General features: G+C 69.5%; 20 protein-coding genes and 1 pseudogene. 15 read left to right on the top strand and 6 right to left on the bottom strand.

Going from position 1 to position 21,707, the window contains the following annotated elements; all coding sequences use genetic code 11:
* Positions 1–118: 118 nt before the first annotated feature.
* Positions 119–2,359 (bottom strand): tetratricopeptide repeat protein, encoded by a 2,241-nt coding sequence (locus tag OOK40_RS22755; RefSeq protein WP_266485028.1) that lies wholly within the window; start codon positions 2,357–2,359, stop codon positions 119–121.
* A complete protein-coding gene (locus OOK40_RS22750) occupies positions 2,341–3,273 on the bottom strand; it encodes an oxygenase MpaB family protein (RefSeq protein WP_266485026.1) in 933 nt (310 codons plus the stop codon). The genes OOK40_RS22755 and OOK40_RS22750 overlap by 19 nt, the downstream gene beginning before the upstream one ends.
* Before the next feature lie 234 nt (positions 3,274–3,507).
* On the opposite strand from OOK40_RS22750, the gene OOK40_RS22745 reads away from it, so the two are divergent.
* Positions 3,508–5,337, top strand: a complete 1,830-nt coding sequence (locus OOK40_RS22745; RefSeq protein WP_266485024.1) for a glycoside hydrolase family 15 protein — start codon at positions 3,508–3,510, stop codon at positions 5,335–5,337.
* Positions 5,338–5,454: 117 nt separating this feature from the next.
* Positions 5,455–6,900 (top strand): glyceraldehyde-3-phosphate dehydrogenase, encoded by a 1,446-nt coding sequence (locus OOK40_RS22740; RefSeq protein ID WP_266485022.1) that lies wholly within the window; start codon positions 5,455–5,457, stop codon positions 6,898–6,900.
* A 254-nt stretch (positions 6,901–7,154) separates the two neighbouring features.
* Here OOK40_RS22740 and OOK40_RS35315 read toward each other — a convergent pair whose 3' ends face one another.
* The gene (locus OOK40_RS35315; RefSeq protein ID WP_323136094.1) at positions 7,155–7,853 is read right to left on the bottom strand and encodes a hypothetical protein; all 699 of its coding nucleotides are present in this window, start codon (positions 7,851–7,853) and stop codon (positions 7,155–7,157) included.
* Between OOK40_RS35315 and OOK40_RS35310 the strand changes: the two genes are divergently transcribed.
* From OOK40_RS35310 to OOK40_RS22710, 6 genes are all read left to right on the top strand, one after another.
* Positions 7,852–8,454, top strand: coding sequence for a cytochrome P450 (locus OOK40_RS35310; protein WP_323136093.1), 603 nt, complete (start codon positions 7,852–7,854; stop codon positions 8,452–8,454). The genes OOK40_RS35315 and OOK40_RS35310 overlap by 2 nt on opposite strands.
* Before the next feature lie 97 nt (positions 8,455–8,551).
* Complete coding sequence (locus OOK40_RS22730) at positions 8,552–8,944, top strand: nuclear transport factor 2 family protein (protein ID WP_266485020.1); 393 nt, start codon at positions 8,552–8,554, stop codon at positions 8,942–8,944.
* 217 nt (positions 8,945–9,161) lie between these two features.
* Complete coding sequence (locus OOK40_RS22725; RefSeq protein WP_266485017.1) at positions 9,162–11,126, top strand: ATP-binding protein; 1,965 nt, start codon at positions 9,162–9,164, stop codon at positions 11,124–11,126.
* A gap of 115 nt (positions 11,127–11,241) precedes the next feature.
* Entirely contained in the window at positions 11,242–12,732 is a 1,491-nt protein-coding gene (locus OOK40_RS22720; protein ID WP_266485014.1) for an MFS transporter, read from the top strand.
* A 57-nt stretch (positions 12,733–12,789) separates the two neighbouring features.
* Complete coding sequence (locus tag OOK40_RS22715; protein ID WP_266485012.1) at positions 12,790–13,230, top strand: SRPBCC family protein; 441 nt, start codon at positions 12,790–12,792, stop codon at positions 13,228–13,230.
* A gap of 36 nt (positions 13,231–13,266) precedes the next feature.
* Positions 13,267–14,631, top strand: a complete 1,365-nt coding sequence (locus OOK40_RS22710) for a carotenoid oxygenase family protein (protein ID WP_266485010.1) — start codon at positions 13,267–13,269, stop codon at positions 14,629–14,631.
* Positions 14,632–14,795: 164 nt separating this feature from the next.
* On the opposite strand, the gene OOK40_RS22705 is transcribed toward OOK40_RS22710, so the two are convergent.
* On the bottom strand, positions 14,796–14,954 hold the full coding sequence (locus OOK40_RS22705) for a hypothetical protein (RefSeq protein ID WP_266485008.1): 159 nt from the start codon (positions 14,952–14,954) through the stop codon (positions 14,796–14,798).
* On the opposite strand from OOK40_RS22705, the gene OOK40_RS22700 reads away from it, so the two are divergent.
* The 7 genes and pseudogenes from OOK40_RS22700 to OOK40_RS22670 all read left to right on the top strand — a co-directional run bounded on the left by OOK40_RS22700 (position 14,953) and on the right by OOK40_RS22670 (position 19,862).
* A complete protein-coding gene (locus tag OOK40_RS22700; RefSeq protein WP_266485004.1) occupies positions 14,953–16,434 on the top strand; it encodes an alpha/beta fold hydrolase in 1,482 nt (493 codons plus the stop codon). The two genes, OOK40_RS22705 and OOK40_RS22700, sit on opposite strands and share 2 nt — an antisense overlap.
* Before the next feature lie 280 nt (positions 16,435–16,714).
* Positions 16,715–17,332 (top strand): TOPRIM nucleotidyl transferase/hydrolase domain-containing protein, encoded by a 618-nt coding sequence (locus OOK40_RS22695; RefSeq protein WP_266485002.1) that lies wholly within the window; start codon positions 16,715–16,717, stop codon positions 17,330–17,332.
* Between the two features lie 554 nt (positions 17,333–17,886).
* Positions 17,887–18,153, top strand: coding sequence for an SHOCT domain-containing protein (locus OOK40_RS22690; RefSeq protein ID WP_266486520.1), 267 nt, complete (start codon positions 17,887–17,889; stop codon positions 18,151–18,153).
* A gap of 149 nt (positions 18,154–18,302) precedes the next feature.
* Positions 18,303–18,908, top strand: a complete 606-nt coding sequence (locus OOK40_RS22685) for a CBS domain-containing protein (RefSeq protein WP_266484999.1) — start codon at positions 18,303–18,305, stop codon at positions 18,906–18,908.
* Between the two features lie 47 nt (positions 18,909–18,955).
* Positions 18,956–19,129, top strand: a complete 174-nt coding sequence (locus OOK40_RS22680; RefSeq protein WP_266484997.1) for a universal stress protein — start codon at positions 18,956–18,958, stop codon at positions 19,127–19,129.
* 12 nt (positions 19,130–19,141) lie between these two features.
* A pseudogene (locus OOK40_RS35305) lies at positions 19,142–19,303 on the top strand (universal stress protein); the annotation flags it as partial.
* 316 nt (positions 19,304–19,619) lie between these two features.
* Complete coding sequence (locus tag OOK40_RS22670; protein ID WP_266484995.1) at positions 19,620–19,862, top strand: universal stress protein; 243 nt, start codon at positions 19,620–19,622, stop codon at positions 19,860–19,862.
* A 49-nt stretch (positions 19,863–19,911) separates the two neighbouring features.
* Here the strand turns inward: OOK40_RS22670 and OOK40_RS22665 are convergent, their stop codons facing one another.
* Together OOK40_RS22665 and OOK40_RS22660 are read right to left on the bottom strand one after the other, a co-directional pair.
* Positions 19,912–20,733 carry an ABC transporter permease subunit gene (locus OOK40_RS22665; RefSeq protein WP_266484992.1) on the bottom strand — a complete coding sequence of 274 codons (822 nt, stop codon included), beginning with the start codon at positions 20,731–20,733 and terminating at the stop codon, positions 19,912–19,914.
* On the bottom strand, positions 20,730–21,650 hold the full coding sequence (locus OOK40_RS22660; RefSeq protein ID WP_266484990.1) for an ABC transporter ATP-binding protein: 921 nt from the start codon (positions 21,648–21,650) through the stop codon (positions 20,730–20,732). Before OOK40_RS22660 ends, OOK40_RS22665 begins: the two co-directional genes overlap by 4 nt.
* Between the last annotated feature and the right edge of the window lie 57 nt (positions 21,651–21,707).

The following is a 21,707-nucleotide window of genomic DNA, read 5'->3' as shown; positions in this document are numbered from 1 at the left end:
CGATCAGGCCGGATCAGTGAGCGGGTCTGGCGATGGGGGCACCTCCCGTGCCCGAAGGGCTACGGGGAGAGGTGCCGTGCCAGGGCACGCGGGCCCGGCAAGATCGGCCGGACAGGGGCTATCGGCCCTGTGTGCCTCGCTGCTGTCGTATGGCCGCCACGCGGCGGTACAACTCGACCGCCTCCGTGTGTCTGCCGAGCTGCTCCAGGCAGTGCGCCTCGTCGTTCCGGCTGGCCAGCGCGTCGGGATGGTCCATGCCCAGGACCCGCTCCCGCGCCGCGGCGACCTGGCCGTAGACGGCCAGCGCGTCCGCCCAGCGGCCCAGCCAGCCCAGGCCCACGGCCACCTCGCGGCGGCTGACGAGGGTGTCGGGGTGGTCCGCGCCGAGGACCCGCTCGCGCAGGGCGCACACGTCGCGGGCCTCGGCGAGGGCCTCTTCCCAGCGGGCGAGACGCCCGAGGTTCACGCCGAGGCCGTGGCGGGCGCGCAGGGTCTCGGGGTCGGCGGGCCCGTGCAGTCTGGTGCGGTCGTCGACAAGCTCGCGATACAGCTCCAGGGCCTCCGCGCTGCGGCCGAGCCGGCCGAGGCTTATGCCGGCCTCGTAGCGCGCGGCAAGGGTGTCCGGGTGGTCGCCGCCCAGCGCCCTCGCCCGGGAGACCACCACCTCGCGATACGTCTGCAGGGCTTCGGCCCAGCGCCCCAACTGACCAAGTGCGTACGCGACTTCGTACCGTGTGACAAGCGTGTCGGGATGTTCGGCGCCGAGTACCCGGCCCCGCGCCGCGGCGACCTCGTACGCCATCCGGTAGGAGTCCTCCAGACGCCCCAGTCTGCTGAGGTTGAAGGCAAGGTTGTGGCGGCAGCGCAGGGTGTCGGGGTGTTCTGGCCCCATGGTGCGCTCACGGGATTCAAGCACCGCCGCGTACACCTCGTGGGCCTCGAAGTGTCTCCCGAGCTGGCCGAGGACGTACGCCGTCTCCTGGCGTGCGGCAAGCGTCTCGGCATGGTCGGCGCCCAAGGTCCGCTCGCGCCCTTCCGCGACCCGGACGAACTCCCGCAGCGCGTCGGCGGCGCGCCCGGTGCGGCTCAGGGTGAAGCCGACCTCGTAGCGGCTGGCCAGGGTGTCCGGGTGGTCGGGTCCCAGGGAGTGTTCGCGCTCCGCGGCGACCGCGCGATGCACCTCGCCCGCCTCCTCCCAGCGGCCGAGCCGGCCGAGGCTGAGGCCTGCGTTGTGGCGGCCGGCGAGGACGGCGAGCAGTTCGGGCGGCGGCGTGGGCCGCTCGGCCCCGGGGCGCGGCGGCAGCAGCGGGCCGCCACGCGGATCGGTGGACGTCGTCCACTCGCCGGTCAGCCCCGCGGTGTGGTCGGGCAGCGCGGGCCGCAGGGCCGAGGTCCCGGTCGCCTTGTGGCCGGTCGTCATACCGCGGGTCCAGGACGGGAGCCTCGGCTCGCTTGACGGCGGCAGCTCGGGGCGCGGCCCCGGCGCGACCCCGTGCGGCTGCCTCTGGCCCGCGGCCGAGCCGATCCGCCGTCGCAGGTCATTCGCGTCGTCGGGCCGTCCCTCGGGGGTCTTGGCCAGCAGATCGAGGACGATCCGCTGGAAGTACTCGGGAATCTCGGCGCGATGGGCGCGCAGCGGCTGCGGCGAGGTGTCACGGTGCCCGACGAGGACCGCCCAGGCGTCCTCGTGGTCGAAGGGCGGGACGCCGGTGGCTATCTCGTAGAGCACACAGCCCAGGGAGTACAGATCGCTGCGATGGTCGACATGGTCGCCGCTGATCTGCTCGGGCGACATGTAGTGCGGCGTGCCCATGGCGATGCCGGTGCCGGTGAGCTTGGAGGTGAAGCCGATGTCCGCGCCGAGTCGGGCGATGCCGAAGTCGCAGATCTTCACGGCGCCGTCGGTGAGCCGCATGATGTTGGCGGGCTTCAAGTCGCGGTGGACGATGCCCTGTTCATGGGTGTACGCGAGAGCGTCCGCGACCTGTTCGGCGATGTCGACGACGTCGGCCACGGGCAGCGGATGCTGTTTGTTGTCTTCGAGCAGCTGGCTGAGGTTGCGGCCCTGAAGCAGCTCCATGACCAGGTAGAGGACGCCTTCGTACTCGCCGAAGTCATGGACGACGGTCACCCCGCGGTGCTGGAGCGCGGCGGCGACCCGCGCCTCGCGCCGGAAGCGCTCCCGCAGGACCCGCGTGAAGGACTTGTCGTCGCGCTGAGGTCCCAGTGGCTTGAGGCACTTGACCGCGACATTGCGACCGAGCGCCTCGTCACGGGCCCGCCACACCTCGCCCATGCCTCCGCGCCCGATGAGATCGAGCAGTCGGTACCGGCCTTGGATCAGCCTGGTTTCCGCCATCGCGTGCTGTCGCCCCCGTCGCTGAGCTGCGCCCTCCTCGGCCCGTCCAGTATGGCCTCCTGTCTGCGCAGTTTGTACGGGGCCGGGCGGCTGCCGGGGCCGAGTCGCGCCATCGCTTTCAAGATGTGACCTGGCGGGAGTTGCCAGCGTAGACGGGAGGGAACGCAGCGCAGCAGGTTGCCGGTGGCGATGAGCTGATGCGTGACGCGTTCGGGGGCGGGGGCGGGTCTGCCATAGAGCTCATGGGCGTAAGAGGGCAGCGCGTTGTAGGCGAGTGTGGCGACGCGCCTCCACAGCAGTTCACGCGCCGGGACGAGCAGGGTGTTGATCGGCGGCCGTTGGAGAAAGTCGTCCACGTCGTGCGCCTCGGGTCCGGCGGTGAGCTCGGGGCGTACCCGGTCGAAATAGGCGTCGAGCTCTGCGACGGACGACGGCACGCCGGCCGGGTCGAGTCCGACGAGGCGGGCCGCCTCTCGTTGTTCGTCGAGATAGCGGTCGGCCTGGGCGTCGCTGAGGGGGAAGCCCGAGCGGCGTCCGACGGCGAGATACGAGCCGACCTCGGCGCAGTGCACCCACAGCAGGAGCTCGGGCTCGTCGACGCCGTAGCGCTCTCCGGTGGCGGGGTCGGTGGCTCCCAGGCGGGTGTGGATACGGCGGACCCGGGCACCGGCCCGCTCGGCGGCCGGGGCGGCGCCGTAAGTGATGGTGCCGACGAAGTTCGCCGTGCGCATGAGGCGTCCCCAGGCGTCGTGGCGGAAGTCCGAGTTCTGCATGACGCCTCGTACGGCGCGGGGGTGCAGCGCCTGCAGGTAGAGGGCGCGTACTCCGGCGACCCACATCATTGGGTCACCGTGCATCTGCCAGGTCACCGAGTCGGGTCCGAAGAGCCCGGGGTCCGCGTCGCCATCGCTCATGTTGCCCCTCCCAGGCGTTCAGTATGAACCGGGCGAGCGTCTTCGCGTCCGCCGTCGCCGTCACCTGGCCCGGCTCCTGCGCCTGGGCGACCGGAGCCGCGAGCGCCTGCGCCCAGCTCTCCGGGGGCGCCGCGGCCCCCTTTCTGCCGGGAGTGCCCCCCTTGCGGCAATATGACCAGGCTTTTTACCATTACGTATACGCGCTATGCGGACTGCGGCCACACGGAGGCCGGTATGACGAGTACCGGATTCGGACAAGAGGGCGTCTCGCCCTATCTGCCCATAGCCGAGCACGGCCTCATCGGCGATCTTCACAGTGCGGCGCTCGTGGGCACCAACGGAACCATCGACTGGTACTGCTGCCCGCGCTTCGACTCACCCAGCGTGTTCGCCTCCATTCTGGACGCGAACCGGGGCGGATCTTTCGAGCTGGCCGCCGACGTGCCGACGCGAACCCGGCAGTTCTACTTTCCCGATACAAACGTTCTCATCACGCGGTTCTTCGCCTCCGACGGGGTGGCCGAGATCCAGGACTTCATGCCGATCACCGACGACCCTGGCGCGGCGGCTCCGCACCGGCTGATCCGACGGGTGATCTGCGTCCGGGGATCGCTTCCGTTCACAGCGCGGGTGGCTCCCCGCTTCGGCTACGGGGCCGAACCGCATTCCGCGCAGTTGCAGGGCAACACCGCACTGTTCCGGTCCGAGAGCCTGTCGTTGGCGCTGACCGCCACCGCGCCGCTGGAGTGCGACGGCCTGGACGCGCGCTCGCGCTTCAAGCTCCTCGAAGGCGAGTCCGCGGTGTTCGCCCTGGACCCGATCAGCGATGACGTCATCCCGCGAGCCTGCCCCCAGGCCGAGGCGGAGGATCAGTTCGAGACCACCGTCAGGTTCTGGCGCAACTGGCTGGCCGCCTCGCGCTACCACGGACGGTGGCGGGAGATGGTGCACCGCTCCGCGCTCGTGCTGAAGCTGCTCACCTACGCGCCGACCGGCGCCATCGTGGCCGCCCCGACGACGAGCCTGCCCGAGCAGATCGGCGGCGAGCGCAACTGGGACTACCGGTTCGTGTGGGTCCGCGACGCCGCCTTCTGTGTCTACGCCATGCTCAGGCTGGGCTTCACGGAAGAAGCCGAGGCGTTCATGGGCTTCCTGTCGGAGCGGGGCATCATGCGGGGCGGCGGTTCCGAGGGGCCGCTGCAGATCATGTACGGGATCGACGGGCGCAATGAGCTGCCCGAGCGTGAACTGCCCCACCTGGAGGGCTACCTGGGCTCCGCCCCGGTGCGGGTGGGAAATGCCGCCACCGGCCAGCTCCAGCTGGACATATACGGAGCGCTCATCGACTCCGTGTACCTTTACGACAAGTGGGGACAGCCCATCAGCAGCGACCGGTGGGACGAGCTCGGTGTACTGGTGGACTGGCTCTGCGACCACTGGGACCAACCCGATGACGGGGTGTGGGAAACGCGCGGGGGACGCAGGAACTTTGTGTACTCGCGGCTGATGTGCTGGGTGGCGATAGAGCGAGCCATCCGGATGGCGAACCGGCGCGGCCTGCCCGCGGACCTCCCCCGGTGGCGGCAGAGCCGTGATGCGATCTACCGGGAGATCATGCAGCGCGGCTGGTCCCCTGATCGAGGGGCCTTCGTTCAGCACCTCGACGATCATGTACTCGACGCCTCGGTGCTGATGATGCCGATGGCCAAGTTCATCTCGCCCACCGACCCGAAATGGCTCGCGACCCTGGACGCGCTCACCGCGGACCTGGTGTCGGACTCCTTGGTCTACCGTTACGACCCCGAAGCCAGCCCGGACGGTCTGCGCGGGGCCGAGGGCACCTTCTCGATCTGCTCCTTCTGGTACGTCGAGGCGCTCGCCCGGGCCGGACGGCTGGAGGAGGCCCGGCTGGCCTTCGAGAAGATGCTCACCTACGCCAACCACGTCGGCCTGTACGCCGAGGAAATCGGGCTGACCGGCGAACAGCTCGGCAACTTCCCGCAGGCATTCACCCATCTCTCGCTGATCAGCGCCGCGTTCAACCTCGACCGCGCCCTTGGCTGACAGGCTGGGACAAATCCTCTCAAATCTGAACACCTTTCCCGCCAGGCGGCACCGTTTGAACGATCAAAGTGGCGGCGGGTTAGCATATGAGCGCCGCCTAGCTCGAAAGATAAATCTGTGACTGTCAATGACGACTCGTTCACCAACTGGAAAAACCGCGAGGAGATCGCGGAGTCGATGATCCCCATCATCGGGAAGCTGCACCGGGAGCGGGACGTCACGGTCCTGCTTCACAGCCGCTCCTTGGTGAACAAGTCGGTGGTCAGCATCCTCAAGACCCACCGATTCGCCCGGCAGATCGACGGTGAGGAGCTCTCGGTCACCGAGACGCTGCCGTTCCTGCAGGCTCTCACCACGCTCGATCTCGGACCTTCCCAGATCGACATCGGCATGCTCGCCGCGATGTACAAGGCCGACGACCGCGGTCTCTCGGCGGAAGACTTCACCGCCGAGGCCGTCGTCGGCGCGACGGGCGCCAACAAGATCGAGCGCTGCGAGGCGCGCGACGTCGTCCTCTACGGTTTCGGGCGCATCGGCCGTCTCGTCGCCCGCCTGCTCATCGAGAAGTCCGGCTCCGGCAACGGCCTGCGCCTGCGCGCCATCGTCGTCCGCCAGGGCGGCGACCAGGACATCGTCAAGCGCGCCTCACTGCTGCGGCGCGACTCCATCCACGGCCAGTTCCAGGGCACGATCACCGTCGACGAGGCGAACAGCACGATCATCGCCAACGGCAACGAGATCAAGGTGATCTACGCCAACGACCCGTCGGAGATCGACTACACGGCGTACGGCATCAAGGACGCCATCCTCATCGACAACACCGGCAAGTGGCGCGACCGCGAAGGCCTGTCGAAGCACCTGCGCCCGGGCGTGGACAAGGTCGTCCTCACCGCGCCGGGCAAGGGCGACGTCCCCAACATCGTCCACGGCGTCAACCACGACATGATCAAGCCGGACGAGCAGATCCTGTCCTGCGCGTCGTGCACCACCAACGCGATCGTCCCCCCGCTGAAGGCGATGGCGGACGAGTACGGCGTCCTGCGCGGCCACGTGGAGACCGTCCACTCGTTCACCAACGACCAGAACCTGCTGGACAACTACCACAGCTCCGACCGGCGCGGCCGCTCGGCGCCGCTCAACATGGTCATCACCGAGACCGGTGCCGCCTCCGCCGTCGCCAAGGCGCTGCCCGACCTCAAGGCGCCGATCACCGGCAGCTCGATCCGTGTCCCGGTGCCGGACGTCTCGATCGCGATCCTCAGCCTGCGGCTCGGGCGCGAGACCACCCGCGAGGATGTCCTCGACTACCTCCGCAACGTCTCGCTGACCTCGCCGCTCAAGCGCCAGATCGACTTCACCACCGCCCCCGACGCGGTCTCCAGCGACTTCATCGGCTCGCGCCACGCCTCGATCGTCGACGCCGGCGCCACCAAGGTCGACGGCGACAACGCGATCCTCTACCTCTGGTACGACAACGAGTTCGGCTACTCCTGCCAGGTCATCCGCGTCGTCCAGCACGTGTCCGGGGTGGAGTACCCGACCTACCCGGTCCCGGTGGTCTGATCCCGGCGGACATTGTCATCCGGCCTCCCGGCGGGCGGGCGGCGCCGGCGCATTCACACACGCTGTGACGAGGATTGCCAGTTGGCATCAGGGAATGTTCGTGACCTGCACTGATGCCAACTGGCTTCAGCGACTGGTGGTCCAGGTCGAGCGAGAGTGATTGTTGGTCCTGTGGGCTGAGTGAGAAGCCCTCCCCACGACCGGAACCGGTGCCGCCGTTGGACCATCCTGTACCCCGGGTGGGCTTGCTTTGCTTACCCTCTCGCGGACGCATCTGCGCGCTTTGAGAGGTCTTCACCATGCCCGTGGTCAATCCCCGTTTCAGCATCCTGTCCGAGGACTTCGCCGCAGACCCCTACCGCTACTCCGCACAGCTGCGGGAGCAGGCTCCGGTGCACTACGAGCCGGCGATCGACAGCTACTTCCTCTCCCGCTACCAGGACGTCAAGCGGGTACTTACCGACCATGAGGCGTTCACTACCCAGACGCTGCAGGTGCGCGCCGAGCCGGTGATGCGCGGGCCCGTCCTCGCCCAGATGACCGGGGCCGAGCACACCGCCAAGCGAAAGATCGTCGTCCGGGGTTTCACCGGCCAGGCCCTTGAGAAGCAGATACGCGCCATCCACGCCAACGCCGCTGAACTCATGGCCCCCTTCCTTTCCCGAGGCCGGATGGACCTCGTCAACGATTTCGGCGAACCCTTCGCCGTCCACGTGACCCTCGATGTCCTCGGTTTGGACAGAGAGGACTGGCGGCAGGTGGCCGCCTGGCACAGCGGGGTCGTCGAGTTCATCACCAGCATGACTCTCACACCCGAGCGCCGCCGGCACTGCATGGACTGCGCGGAGCAGCTGGAGGCCTATCTCGTACCCGTCATCGAACAGCGGCGCCGCCACCCCGGCGAGGACCCTGATATCGACGCTGTGCACCGCCGAGTTCGACGGCGTCGCCATGAGCAATCGCGACGTCACCGCGCTGATCATCAACGTGTTGGCTGCCGCCACCGAGCCCGCGGACAAGACCCTCGCCCTGCTCTTCAAGCACCTGATCGACCACCCCGAGCAGCTGGCGCAGGTCCGCCACGACCCGAACCTGCTGGCCGCCGCGATCGCCGAGACTCTGCGATTCACCCCGCCGGTCCAGCTCATCCCCCGCCAGGCGGAGGAGAACGCCGTGTTCGCGGGCACCACCGTCCCGGCAGGTGCCACCGTCTTCTGCATGATCGGCGCGGCCAACCGCGACCCCGATGCCTTCACCGCCCCGGACACCTTCGACATCCACCGCCGGGACCTGGGCACAGCTCGCTCCTTCACCGCGGCCGCCCAGCACTTGGCCTTCGGTACCGGACTCCACCAGTGCGTCGGCGCGGCCTTCGCACGCGCCGAGATCGAGACCGTCGCCGCAATGCTCCTGCCCCTGCTCGACGAGGTCTGCTACAGCCCCGGCTTCCGCTACCAGGAGACCGGCCTGTACACCCGAGGCCCTGTCTCACTGTCGCTGGACTTCACTCCGTCCACGAAGGCGGCACCGGCCACGACCGACGGCCGTCCCTGACCCCGGCCTCTCCCGGGCCGGCCCGGCGTCCTGTCCTCCACGGCTCCAGCAGCCAGGACCAACTCCATGCCCCTACTCTCTTCAGGCGAATACAGCGATGACATCGACCGACATCACCCGAGCCATCAACGACTTGCTGTTCACGCCGGGCCTCGACCTCGCCGAAGCCCTCGACCGGCACTTCACCCCTGACTACCGCCAGCGCACCGACGGCGTGTGGAGTGACCGGACCTCCTTCGCACAGCACATCACACGCCTCCGCTCCCTGATCCGCAGCGGACACATAGAAGTCCACGACGAACTCCGGGACGGACTGCGCTACGCCGACCGCCACACCGTCACCCTCAGCCGGCACAACGGCCGCATCTCCCGCACCGAGGTCTACCTCTTCGCCCAGCTGGCCCCCGACGGCCGCTTCCATCGCGTCGAAGAAACCACCCTCCTGATCACCGGCCACCCCGACGACGGGAACCTCGGGCTCATCAAGTGACATGGACAGGGCCTCCGTTAGGATCTCCCCGGAGTAGCGGCCCTGGAGGGGGAATCGGCCTCCGAAGCGGCGGATGCGACACCTCTGCACACCCGTGCGCGGCACAGCCCTCGACCAGCCGATGGGGTGTCTCCGGGCATGGCTGTCGAGTGCCGGAGGAGCAAAGGGGATGGGAGCCGCCATGGGGTCCGTGGGAGAGAGACTGAGCAGAGCGCGCATGCAGGCCTTCATCGGCCGGGACGAGCAACTCGGGCGCTTCGGGGAGGCTTTGGCCGGCGATCCGCAGGCACCGTTCGCGTTCTACGTGTGCGGGCCGGGCGGCATCGGGAAGTCGACGCTGCTGAGGCGTCTGGGGGACCGTGCTCGTGCGGCAGGCCGGCTGCTCGTCGAACTCGACGGCCGGTTCGTCAGCCGGGACCCGGCCGATTTCGAGCACGCCGCCGGTCCTTTCCTCGATGTTCCGGGCACGGTCCTGTTCGTGGACTCCTTCGAGCACTGCCAGTGGCTGGAGAGCTGGTTGTGGCACCACTTTCTGCCCCGCGCTGCGGACGGCACCCTGGTCGTCCTGGCCGGACGGCGCGCTCCGCAACCGCAGTGGACCGCCGACCCCGCCTGGTCCCGGCTCCTGCACGTGACCGAACTGGAGCCGTTCTCCGCGGAACAGGCCCGAAACCTGCTGGTCGCGGCGCAAATCCGGCCCGAACTGCGCGACCCGGTGCTCCGCTTCGCCGGCGGCAACCCCTTGGCCCTGTCCCTCGCGGCCGCGGCAGGATCTGAGGGCTGCTCCAGGGAGGAGATCTGGGCCCCGTCGGCGGACGTCCTGCGCACACTGTTGGCGGGGCTGATCGGTGAGGTCCCCACGGCTGCCCACCGCCGCGCCCTGGAGGTGGCGGCACAGGCCCACTCGACGTCCGAGGAACTGCTCGCCGCCGTACTGCCCGGGGAGGATGCCCATCCGCTCTTCTCCTGGCTGAGGGACCTGCCCTTCATGGAGTCCACGCATCGGGGGCTGCACCCGCACGACGCCGCACGCGAGACGCTGGCCGCCGACCTGCGCTGGCGTGCTCCCAACGCGTTCGAGACGATGCGCCGGCGCCTGGCGGACGAGTACCTGCGCATGCTGCGCGAGGCGCCCGAGGAGCGGGTGTGGACCGTCACCGACGAGCTCTTCTACCTGTTCCGGGAGGGGGAGACCCTGGCCCGGCTGCGCACCTGGTCCCGCGAGGACGAAGTGCACGACCGTCCGCTGCACCCGGAGGACATCGATGTCGTGCTGCGGATGGCCGAGGAGACCGAGGGGGCCGCCTCCGCGGAACTGGTCCGCTACTGGGCACAGCGCCAGCCGCATGCTTTCAGCGTCTACCGTCTCGTGAGCACGGGCCGGATCGTGGCCTTCACGGCCCGACTCGCTCTGCCTGCCCCTCCCGACCCCGTGGACCTTGCCACCGATCCTGTCGTCGCCGCCGCGTGGCGGTACACCGATGCCACCGCCCCGGTGAACTCCGGCGAACACATCGGCATCAGCCGCTTCTCGATCTACCCCGAGCGGTACCAGGTGCCCTCGCGCGTTATCGACTTGAGCAGTTCACGGGCCCAGGCGGAGGCAGCCCGTGCACGCGGCCGCGCCTACGGCTTCGCCGTCTACCGGGACGCCGAGACCTGGGCCGAGCGCGTCGAAGGCACCCTCGGCGACACGGGGGCGCGCCCGCGAGTCGGCGAGCACACCTACGGGCTGTTCAGCGTCGACTGGCGTCAGGTCCCCGTGGAGACATGGCTTCTCCGCTTCATATCAGCCCCCGACGCACCGGTCCCGTCCGGACCGTCGGCCGTATCGCGTACCGCGTTCGACCAGGCCGTGCGCGAAGCGTTGGCGCACTGGCGCGATCCGGGCGCCTTCGCCGCCTGTGCCCTGATGCGTACGCGTCTCGCAGCCGACTTCGGTGATCCCGTCGAGGAGTTGCGTACGCTGCTGCGCCAGGCCGTCGACGACCTCGCCCAAGACCCGCGCGGAGTGCGCGCCTGCGGGGCCCTGACGGCAGGCTACTTCTCCGGTGCACCCACCCAGGAGGCCGCGGCCCGCCGCCTGAGCCTTCCGTACGGCACCTACCGTCGCCACCTGCGCCAGGGCCTGGACCTGCTCTGCGAAGCCCTGTGGCAGCAGGAGCTGCACGGCCCCCGATAGCAACCGAAGCCGCACGCTTCGGCAGAGGCGAGTGGACGGCTGCGGACAGCAGTGGACAGTCCCCGCCCCTGTCGGGCCTGGAAAGTGGACACCGGCCGGCACGAGCCTGTGCGCCATGAACGTTGCAGGCACGCAGACGAACCAGGCAGCACTCCAAGCACGCCGGCCGGGAGCCGTGCTCGCGGCACTCGCCGCGGCGCAGTTCACCGTCATGCTCGCCACCTCGATCGTCAATGTGGCGCTTCCGCAGATCCGCGCCGGAGTCGGGCTGTCGGACGGCGGGACCACCTGGGTGGTCAACGCCTACGGCCTGGCGTTCGGGGCACTGCTCCTGGCGGGCGGGAGGGCGGCCGACCTCCTCGGCCGCCGTCGGGTGCTGATCGCCGGGCTGGCGTTGTTCGCCGCGGCTTCGCTGTCGGCGGGACTGGCAACTGCTCCGGGCGTGCTGATCAACGCTCGCGCCGTTCAGGGCCTTGCCGCCGCGGCAATCGCCCCGGCCGCGCTCGCCCTGACGATGGACCAGTTCCCCTCCGGCCCGGGGCGTGGCAAGGCACTGGGGGTGTGGGGGGCCGTCTCCGGCGCGGGAGGCGCGGGCGGCGTCCTGCTGGGGGGTGTGCTCACGCAGGCGTGGGGCTGGCCCTGGATCTTCCACTCGGTCGCGCTCGGGGCGGCGGTGGTCCTGGCCGCCGTGGCTGCGCTCGTGCCACGGGCGCCCGGACAGAAGTCCGGGCGGTTTGACCTGCTGGGCACGGCCACCGTCACTCTCGCCCTGACCTGCCTGGTCTGGAGCCTGACCACCGCACGCGGCGCCGGCTGGACCGACGGCCGGGTGCTGGGCGCCCTCGGGGCCGCCGCCACGCTGCTCACGGTCTTCGCCGTGATCGAGCGCCCCCGTCCGAACGCACTGATACCGCCGCGTCTGTTCACTACGGGCCAGGTCGCCGCGGGCAACCTGCTGATGGCGCTGCTGGGTTCGGTGTGGATCGCCCTGTTCTTCTTCCTGCCGCTCTACCAGCAGCAGGTCCTGGGATCCAGCCCCTTGGCCACCGGAGCGGGACAACTCCCGCTCGCCGGCGCCAATATGCTCGGCGCCGCCCTCGCGTCGCGCATCTCCCGGCACATCGGGGCCCGCGCGACCGTGACCGCGGCCCTGCTCACCGAGGCCGCGGGCCTGATGTGGCTGTCACGGATCAGCGCCCACGGCAGCTACCTCGCCGACCTCCTCGGCCCGAGCATCCTGATCGGCCTGGGCCTCAGCATCGCCTTCGTCCAGCTCACGGCGCTCGCCGTGGACGGCGTCCCACGGGAGGACGCGGGCCTGGCCGGCGGCCTGGTGAACACCACCCGCCAGGTCGGCGGCGCTGTCGGCCTCGCCGCCCTGGCCACCCTGGCCGGCTCCGTCACCGCCCACGCGTCCACCCATCAGCCCCATCTGGAAGCCCTCACCGCCGGCTACCGCACCGTCTTCACCGTCGCCGCCGCGGTCCTGGTCGCAACGGCCCTCCTCGCGCTGCTCCTCACCCGCTGCACCAGCCAGCGGACCGCAACCACCTCCACCGGCCCGGTTTCCGACCGCAACCCGCCCGAATCTCCTGAATCCGGCTGAACCGACGGATCAGCCGCGCCACCGAAACATGTCATCCAGAGAGAGGAACCCACAGCCATGGTCACCATCGACGAGACCGCCCCCGTCGTCGTCCGCCTGAGCACCGAGATCGACGCCCCGCTCGCGACGGTGTGGGAGCTGCACACCGACATCGCGTCCTGGCCCACCTGGAACACGGACATCGACGAGGCTGAGCTCAACGGCCCCCTGATGCCCGGCAACTCCTTCAGCTGGCGGACCCACGGCCTGGAGATCACCTCCACCGTGTACGAACTGGTCCCCGGCGAGCGGATCGTGTGGGGCGGCCCCGCCGACGGCATCACCGGCATTCACGTGTGGACGTTCGAGCAGAACGGCGACCACGTCACCGTCCGCACCGAGGAGTCCTGGAGCGGCGCCCCGGTCGAAGCTGCGGCCGACCACCTCGGCAAGGCCCTCCACGACTCCCTGGAGAACTGGCTTTCCCACCTCAAGTCCCGTGCCGAACAAGTTGCCTGACAAAGGGCATCACATCCACTGAAGGAGATTCCTGCCATGACTGCTGCGAAGCCCTACCTGACCGGCCACTACACCCCCGTCGCCGACGAGATCACCGCCACCGGACTCACCGTGGAAGGCACACTGCCCCAGGAGCTGGACGGCCGGCTGATCCGCAACGGCCACAACCCCAAGCCCGGTGTCACGCCGACCCACTGGTTCAAGGGCAGCGGGATGGTCCACGGCATCCGCCTCCGTGAGGGCCGCGCCGAGTGGTACCGCAACCGCTGGGTGCACACGCCTGCCCTCGACGGCGCGCCCTACATGACCGAGCGCGGCCCCGACCTGACCGCCAGCGTCGCCGGCACCCACGTCATCGAGCACGCCGGACGGCTGCTCGCCCTGTGCGAGGCGAACCTCCCCTTCGAACTCACCCCGGACCTTCAGACCGTCGGCGCGTACGACTTCGACGGTAGGCTGCGCAGCGCGATGACCGCGCACCCCAAGGAGGACCCGGTCACCGGGGAGTTGCACTTCTTCGGCTCCTCGCCCTTCCCGCCGTTCCTGACGTACTACGTCGCCGACGCCAAGGGCGCGATCGTCCACAGCGCCGAGGTCCCGGGAGCGACCGCCTCTCTCAAGCACGACTTCGCCATCACCCGCCGCCATGTGGTCTTCATCGAGGGCAATGTCACCTTCGACCCGGCCGAGCACTCCGGCATCCCTTACGGCTGGAGCGACGCCCAGCCTGCCCGCATAGGCATCATGGCCCGCGGCACCGAAGGCGCCCCGCAGGTCCGCTGGTTCTCCATCGAGCCCGGCAACCTGCTGCACGTCGCCAACGCCTACGAGGACGGCCAGGGCCGGATCGTCCTGGAAGGCCCGACCGTGGACCGGGAGGGCTTCCACCTCTCCTGGAATTGGTGGGTCGGCGCCCCCGGGCGCGGCTCCGAGCCCGTCGCCCGCTCCTACACCCGCCGCTGGGTGGTCGACATGGCGGCCGGCACCGTCGACGAGCAGATCATCGACGACCTCACGGTGGAGTTCCCGACCCTCAACGAGGACTATCTGGGCTCTGAGAACCGCTACCAGTACGCCATCTCCTTCCCCGACGAGAAGGGCTTCGGCGGCTACGGCATCGTCAAGTACGACCGCACCACCGGCGCCCGCCGCATCCACCAGGTCGGCGACGCCCGTATGCCCGGCGAAGCAGTGTTCGTCCCCGCCGCCGGCGCCACCCGCGAGGACGACGGCTACCTCCTCACCGTGACCTCGGACCTCAAGCAGGACGCCTCCCAGCTCCTCGTCCTCGACGCCTCCGGCCTCGACCGGATCGCCACCGTCCACCTCCCGCGCCGGGTCACCGGCGGCATCCACGGCTCCTGGATCCCCGACACCGCCCTAGAGGCCACCCAGGGCTGAACCACAGCGAAGACGCACCTCAGCTCCACCGGCGGCGTTTTTACGCAGGGCTGACTCCCCCGGAGCCCGAACGGGAGCTGCCGACCCGCTGAAGCCGCTCGTGTGCTCCGACGCCGCCGACTCGCGAGGCGCACATCGGACAACCGCACGCCGCCGAAACGCCCCTACCAAGGCAGCTGCCGGCCCGCGAGACGCTCACGGCTCGGCACCACCCACAGCTCCGTGAGCGTCGCCGTTTCCCCTGGCCCCGCCTCCTCCCGGAGCACCCCGAACAACGCCTCGAACCCCCACAGGCCGAGGCACACGACCAAGGAAGTCGACATGACAGGAATCCGGAAAAGCGCCCGTTGGATGGCCGCCGTCTCCGCGCTCGCAGTCACCATCATCGCCGTACCGGCGCTCGCGCAGACCGAGGACGCCGACCGCCGAACCCCCGCCAAGGGCATCGACTGGCACGCCTGCGCCGACACCGACTTCAAGCACATGCAGTGCGGATCGATCCAGGTACCCGTGGACTGGTCCCAGCCCCACGCCGGCAGCACCACCCTCGCCCTGGTCCGCCGCCCGGCGGATGACCGGGCCCACCGCCAGGGCACCCTGCTCCTCAACGACGGAGCCGGCGGCTCCTCCATCGAGCAGCTGCGACTGGCGATGCACATCGGCATGCCGAACTTCGCCGGCGCCATGACCCAGAACTTCGACCTGGTCGCGGTTGACCCGCGCGGAGTGGGGCACAGCACGCCGATCCTTTGCGGCGCACCGCTCAAGCCCGCCGGAGTCAGCCACTTCCCGCAGGGCCGGGCCGCGTTCAACGCGCTCGTGTCCCACAACCGGGCCTTCGCCGAAGACTGCCTGCGCCGCAACGGTCGGCTCACCGCCCACGTCGACCAGGCCAGCACCGCGCGGGACTTCGAGGCGGTCCGGATCGGGCTGGGCGAACGGCAGCTGAACTGGTACGGCATCCACTACAGCACGCTTCTCGGTCGCACCTACGCCAAGCTCTACCCCGGCAGACTGCGCACCATGGTCCTCGACACCGCCCTGGACGACACCGGCTCGCCTCTGTCGCGGGTCACCCAGGAGGCGGCCACCGCCGAGTCGGCCTTCAACCGCTTCACCGCCTGGTGCGCCACGTCGAAGGACTGCGCCCTGCACAGCAAGGACGTCGCGGCCGAGTACGACGCCCTCGTCGCCCGTGCCGACCGCGATCCGATCCCGACCGGCGGCACGGCCCACCAGCCGCTGACCGGTGAGGACATCCGCGAGGCCACCCAGGACTACCTGACCCTCTCCGGTCTGACCTGGCCGGAGCTGGCGAAGGCCATCGTCAAGGCCAAGGTCGGCGACGCGACGGACTTCACCCCCAACCCGGACAACACCCTCGACCCGGTCCAGGTACAGGTGCCCGCCTGCCTCGACAACGCCCGCCCGGTGCACACCCTCGCCCAGCTCACCCAGCTGCAAAAGGAACTCGCCCGCGTGTCCCCGCACCTCGGCGGCGCCGTGCGCTCCTACCAGGCCGTCGCGGGCTGCCTCGGCTGGCCCATCCCTGCCAAGCCCGTCAAGGCGGGCGCCCGCGTCCACGGCGCACCGCCCGCACTGATCCTCCAGTCCACCCACCAGGCCCTCGCCCCGTACCGCGCGGGCGCGGCCATGGCCGCCCAACTGCCCGGCAGCGTCGTACTCGGCCACGAAGGCGACGACTACAGCATGTTCCTGGTCTCCAAGTGCGTCCAGGAGGCCACCAACCGCTACCTGACCACCCGCGTGCTGCCCCCTCCTGGCACCACCTGCACCGACTGAGCAGCATCGCCTTGCCGAAGGGGACCGTCCGGCCGCGCGCCCGACTTCACCCAGGTCTTCTGAGCCCTCTGAGCGGTGACCTCACCGCTCAGAGGGCAGCTAGCGCTCATGGGCGACCTGCCGGGACCGCCCCCACCTGGTAGCTCGGCAACCGCCTCACCCGCTGACCCAATTCACAGACTGCGGCGCGGCTCGTGGCGTCGCCGATCGATCGCGGTCAGCTCCTGAGGCCGTCGAAAAATCCCGTGCCGTACCACCGGTGGACGGGCAGACTCGCCCCATGGCGGACATGAGGGCGTTCCGGGATGCGGTCACCAGCTGGGCGACGGGCGGTCCCGACGGGCCTGCGCGCGATCTGGCGGAAAGCCTTGGGGTGCGGACCACTGTGCTCCTGGAAGGGCTGAGCGATCTCGCGGCCGTCGAGGCGCTGGCCGCCCGGCGTGGCCGGGACCTGGCCGCCGAGGGAGTGTGCGTCGTGCCGATGGGTGGGGCGATGAGCGTCGGCCGCTATGCCGGTCTCCTCGGACCACCCGGCCTCGGTCTGCGCCTGACTGGACTGTGCGACGAGGGCGAACAGGACTTCTACGAGCGCGGCCTGACGCGGGCGCAGGCCCCGCTCCAGGACATCTACGTATGCACCGCGGATCTGGAGGATGAACTCATCCGGGCGCTCGGCATGGCACGAGTCGAGGAGATCCTCCGCGCCGAGGGCGACTTCCGCGCCTGGCAGACCTTCCAGCGCCAGCCCGCACAGCAAGGCCGGCCCCGGCATCAGCAGGTGCGGCGCTTCCTGGGTACAAAGAAGGGCCGCAAGATCCGCTATGGCCGTCTTCTTGTCGAGGCCCTCGTACCGGACCGGACACCGCCACCGCTCGACTGCCTCCTCGCGAGCCTGTGAGGTCGTGGACGGACTGCTGTTTCGAGCATGCTCGACAGCGGACGAGCGCGGGGCTTTCGGCCTGGGCCGAGCGCGACAGCGGCTGAAGGTCTCGCAACGGATACGGTTCACCCTGCTTGGTGAACCCCGACCGCACGTTCCATCCGGTTGGTCAGCTGCCGGACCCGGAGACTACGCGGCACGTCGAGTCCGGGGGGCGCGCACCTGCTCGCATTGAGGCGGCGTGCGCCTCGTGACAGTACCTCTGTCATGGGCGTGGATTGTTCACGCCGGAGTTCATCAGAAAGAGCTGGCCCGACCTGGGGGTCGATTCGCGCCCGGTCCCGCGGCCGAGTGGATCGACCGCGTGGGCGACCTGAGGGTGGTCGACAGCCAAGAACTGGTCTGCCGCGCCATCCCGCAGCCGAAATCACAAGGCTGACCGGCCCAACGACCCGGGACCAGTGGACTATGGACCAACGGCCAACATCCAGCGACGATGCCAGTGACGCATGAGCCATGCCGGACAGCACGGGTCCGCACCTGCCGTCCGAGTGACTGGGGACGTGATCGTGATGATGTTCTGGTTCGACCACGACGTCAGCGGCTGGGGCTGGTTCGCCATGGCGGCCAGCATGATCCTGTTCTGGGTGCTGATCATCATCGCTGTCGTTCTTCTCTTCCGCGCCCTGGGCCAGACTCCCGAGCACACCCACAGTCCGAGCGTGCCGTCACCGGAGCAGGTGCTTGCCAAACGGTTCGCACGTGGCGAGATCGACGACGAGGAGTACCGCCGACGCCTCGCCACGCTGCACGCCTCCGGTCCACCCACCAAGCCTTGACCCTCAGGCCGCAGCCCGCTTGGCAGAGGCCGATCGGGCGGACCGAGGTCCGAACGGCCCTCCAGTCGTTCCCGGTCGGCCCTACCCGTCGTACGGCTCGTGACGGACGCTCATGACAAAGAATCGCGGACCGCTGCGAAAGGTCGGTCATGAAGCATCTGCGAACTGTCGGTGACGTGATGACCCACGCGGTGATCGCGGTTGGCCCCGATGCGCCGATCAAGGAAATGGTCGAGAGCATGCGGCAGTGGCGGATCAGCGCCCTGCCTGTTCTCATGGGCGACGGTCGCGTCGCGGGCGTGGTCTCCGAGGCCGATCTGCTGGTAAAGGCACAGGGGGACGACAGGTCAGGGGCGGTGACGGCACGTCAGCTGATGACCGCTCCGGCAATGACGGTGTCAGCCGACGCGACGGTTGCCGGAGCCGCTCGGCTGATGGCGCGCGGGCATCTCAAGCGGCTCCCCGTCGTCGACGGCGCGGGTCATCTCGTGGGTGTCGTCAGCCGTGGCGATCTGCTGAAGATCTATCTCCGTCCCGACGCCGACATCGCGGAGGAGGTACGAAGCGAGCTGGTCGCGCAGCTGGTCCCGGTCGGCTCAGGAACGGTACACGTGCATGTCGAGGACGGGCTCGTCACTCTGTCCGGCACGGTCTCCGATACCTCACTTCCGGACGTGCTCGCCCGGGCCGCGCGGGCAGTGCCGGGCGTCGTGAACGTGGTGGCAGATATCGATGTGGATATGCCGGTGCCCTGAGCGGACCTGTTCGGATCGGCGCGAGCGGGCCGAAGGAGGTCCCTACCATGACTGGAACCGTCACTGCGCGCCTGGACGGCTCGCCGCAAAGCATCGCCGCGGCCCATTGGGCGGCATGTGAGGCCGCGTTGCGCCGAGACAGCCTGCACCTCGTCCATGCGGACGATTGGCCCACGACGGCCGTGGTCCGCCTGGTCAGCCCGGATGAACAGCGCCGATAGGCCGACACCCTCCTGAGCCGCACCTCCGACGAACTGCGAAAGCGCCATCCGGGCCTGGAGATCACCACAAGCCGGCTGTCCGGGCGGCCCGCGGCCTCCCTGCCCGCCGAGGCTTCGAAGGCGGAGATGCTGGTGATCGGCTCGCGCCGGCTGACGGGTGTGCCGGGCTCTCTCATCGGTTCCGTCGCCATGGCAACGATCACTGCCACGGAACGGCCCGTGGTACTCGTCAGGGCCGCCCCTTCGAAGGGCAAGGGGGAGACCGGTCCGCGCACCGGCGACGAACCGGTCGAGGGCACGGGCCCGTACCCGGACGTGGTGGTCGGCGTGGACATCGATCAGTCCTGCGACGGGCTCCTTGCCTTCGCCTTCGACGAGGCCGCACAGCGCGCGTGCACACTGCAGGTCGTCCACGCCTGGAGCCTGCCTCTCGGCTTCAGCTACGCGCCGGCCATCGATCCGAGAGATCCAATCGGACCTGCAACGGCGGGTGGCCCGGACACTCAGCGACCGGCTGCTTCCCTGGCGAGAGAAGTACCCGTCGGTGAACGTCGTCGAGAAGGCCGTCGTCGGACCTGTCGCTCAGCAAATGCTGTATGCGGCCGCCTCCGCGGACCTGGTGGTCGTCGGCCGCAGTATTCGGCACAGTCCCGTCGGTGCGAACATCGGCCACGTAGCCCATGCGGTGATGCACCACGCCGACGCACCCGTCGCCGTCGTCGCCCATCGCTGACGGTGTGTGGCCGCAACCGCGGGGCGCCCGGGCGCCCTCAAGCCCGGCGCTACGGTGCGAGGTCCCGACGCGCGAGCAGTACGAACGCCGCGGCCAGACCGGCCAGACCGGCACCTGCCAGGACACCGAACGCGACCCACGGGACCGTGCCGTCGGCCAGCGCATCACCCGGTGTGTAGTAGTGGAACGGGCTGACGAAGCGCAAGGGCGCCGCCCTGGACCAGGCCAGCGCGACGAAGTTCACGGCGAATCCCACGGATCCGACGGCTATCGTCGCCCCGACCACCTGACCTCTCCTTCGACCCACGGCCGAGACGGCGAGCGCAAAACCGGTCAGGCAGAGGGCAAAGCCGCAGCCGAGCAGCCCTGCGGAGAAAACACCGGTGATCGGCACCTCGCGGTGCAAGCGCGGTGAGAGCAGAACTCCGACGGCCATGGTGCCCGTGGCCGCCGCGTTGAGCAGCACGGAGGCGATGGCGAGGGCGGCCGTCCGCTCGGCCAGCAGGCGTGCCCGGGAGACGGGCCGGACCATCAGAAGTTCGATCGTCCCGGACTCCACGTCGGCAGCCACCGCGGCGGCTGCGAGCGATCCGATCACCGTGAGCTGCATGGCAATCCAGAAAGGGTGGACCAGTCCGGCGCCCAGCAGTCCGGGATAACTGGCGATCGACACATCGCCGGTGGAACCGCTGAAGGCCTTGAACGCGCCCGGCGGCGTTCGTCCCTGCCCGCCGAAAAGCTGGGTGGGCGGAATTGTATTGGCGATCACCACGATGAGGGTTTCGAAGACCACCATCCCGAAGGCCAGCGCCGCCAGCATCCGACGGCGCCGGTGCAGCGCCAGCCACAACAACGCAAAGCGGCTCCTCACGGCTGGTCCTCGGCATCAGGATGCCGGTAGAAGTCGAGGAAGGCTTCGTCCAGGCCCGCCTCCTCGACCGTCAGGTCTCCGACCGGCAGTGTGAGCAGGTCGCGAAGAGCATCCACCAACTGATCGGGCGGTACGAGCAGCTCGACCTGTTCGCCCTCCCACTTCGGCACCCACTGTTCGGCCGCACCGAGCGGGCGCCGTCCCTGGCCGTCGGTGAAGGTGAGCCGGACCTTTCTGGCGCGGGCCTCGCGCAGGGCCGCCACTCTGCGTACAGTCACCAGACGCCCGTCCCGGACAATCGCCACCCGCTCGCAGGTGCGCTGCACCTCGGGCAGCACATGGCTGGAGAGCAGGACGGTGCGTCCCGCTGCCACGGCCTCCGCCAGCAGTTCGAAGAACGTCTCCTGGACCAACGGGTCCAGGCCTTCGGTCGGCTCGTCGAGCACCACCAGCTCGGGGTCGTGCTGCAACGCCTGGACGAGTCCCAGCTTCTGCTTCATCCCACGCGAGTACTCCAGAACTCTGCGCCCGAGGACCGCGTCGGACAACGCGAGCCGCTCGCACAGTTCCGCGCAGCGCGGCACTGCCGCCCCCTGCAGGTCAGCCAGCAGTTCTAGCGTCTGCCGGCCTGTCAACTCCGGGTACAGCCGCAGCTCACCGGGCAGATAACCAAGTGCCGGCGTCAGCCGGAGGTGGTCGGCAACGGGATCCAGGCCCAGCACACGGACCCGCCCGGACGTCGGCCGCAGGAGCCCGACCAGGCAGCGGATGGTCGTCGTCTTGCCCGCCCCATTGGGGCCGAGAAATCCGAACACCTCGCCCCTGTTCACGGTGATGTCCAGCCGCTCGACGCCGATGGTCTTCCCGTACCGTTTCGTCAGGGCATTGACTTCGATCGCCGGTGTCGCGCGCTGCACCGTACCGCCTCCCTCTTGTCGGCGAAGGCGCCGTTCGCCGTCCCCCTGCCGAGCAGG

The organism is Streptomyces sp. NBC_01481 (assembly GCF_026339995.1).
In the GTDB taxonomy this organism is placed as follows: domain Bacteria; phylum Actinomycetota; class Actinomycetes; order Streptomycetales; family Streptomycetaceae; genus Streptomyces.
Note: the sequence above shows the minus strand (reverse complement) of the source record. Positions and strands in the feature narration are given on the sequence as shown.

Coding starts and splice junctions, on each gene's coding strand:
- OOK40_RS22715 (WP_266485012.1), top strand. CDS start 12,790: ATGGTCACCATCGACGAGACCGCCCCCGTCGTCGTCCGCCTGAGCACC.
- OOK40_RS22750 (WP_266485026.1), bottom strand. CDS start 3,273: ATGAGCGATGGCGACGCGGACCCCGGGCTCTTCGGACCCGACTCGGTG.
- OOK40_RS22725 (WP_266485017.1), top strand. CDS start 9,162: ATGCAGGCCTTCATCGGCCGGGACGAGCAACTCGGGCGCTTCGGGGAG.
- OOK40_RS22700 (WP_266485004.1), top strand. CDS start 14,953: ATGACAGGAATCCGGAAAAGCGCCCGTTGGATGGCCGCCGTCTCCGCG.
- OOK40_RS35310 (WP_323136093.1), top strand. CDS start 7,852: ATGAGCAATCGCGACGTCACCGCGCTGATCATCAACGTGTTGGCTGCC.
- OOK40_RS35315 (WP_323136094.1), bottom strand. CDS start 7,853: ATGGCGACGCCGTCGAACTCGGCGGTGCACAGCGTCGATATCAGGGTC.
- OOK40_RS22695 (WP_266485002.1), top strand. CDS start 16,715: ATGGCGGACATGAGGGCGTTCCGGGATGCGGTCACCAGCTGGGCGACG.
- OOK40_RS22755 (WP_266485028.1), bottom strand. CDS start 2,359: ATGGCGGAAACCAGGCTGATCCAAGGCCGGTACCGACTGCTCGATCTC.
- OOK40_RS22685 (WP_266484999.1), top strand. CDS start 18,303: ATGAAGCATCTGCGAACTGTCGGTGACGTGATGACCCACGCGGTGATC.
- OOK40_RS22705 (WP_266485008.1), bottom strand. CDS start 14,954: ATGTCGACTTCCTTGGTCGTGTGCCTCGGCCTGTGGGGGTTCGAGGCG.
- OOK40_RS22745 (WP_266485024.1), top strand. CDS start 3,508: ATGACGAGTACCGGATTCGGACAAGAGGGCGTCTCGCCCTATCTGCCC.
- OOK40_RS22680 (WP_266484997.1), top strand. CDS start 18,956: ATGACTGGAACCGTCACTGCGCGCCTGGACGGCTCGCCGCAAAGCATC.
- OOK40_RS22730 (WP_266485020.1), top strand. CDS start 8,552: ATGACATCGACCGACATCACCCGAGCCATCAACGACTTGCTGTTCACG.
- OOK40_RS22710 (WP_266485010.1), top strand. CDS start 13,267: ATGACTGCTGCGAAGCCCTACCTGACCGGCCACTACACCCCCGTCGCC.
- OOK40_RS22690 (WP_266486520.1), top strand. CDS start 17,887: ATGATGTTCTGGTTCGACCACGACGTCAGCGGCTGGGGCTGGTTCGCC.
- OOK40_RS22720 (WP_266485014.1), top strand. CDS start 11,242: ATGAACGTTGCAGGCACGCAGACGAACCAGGCAGCACTCCAAGCACGC.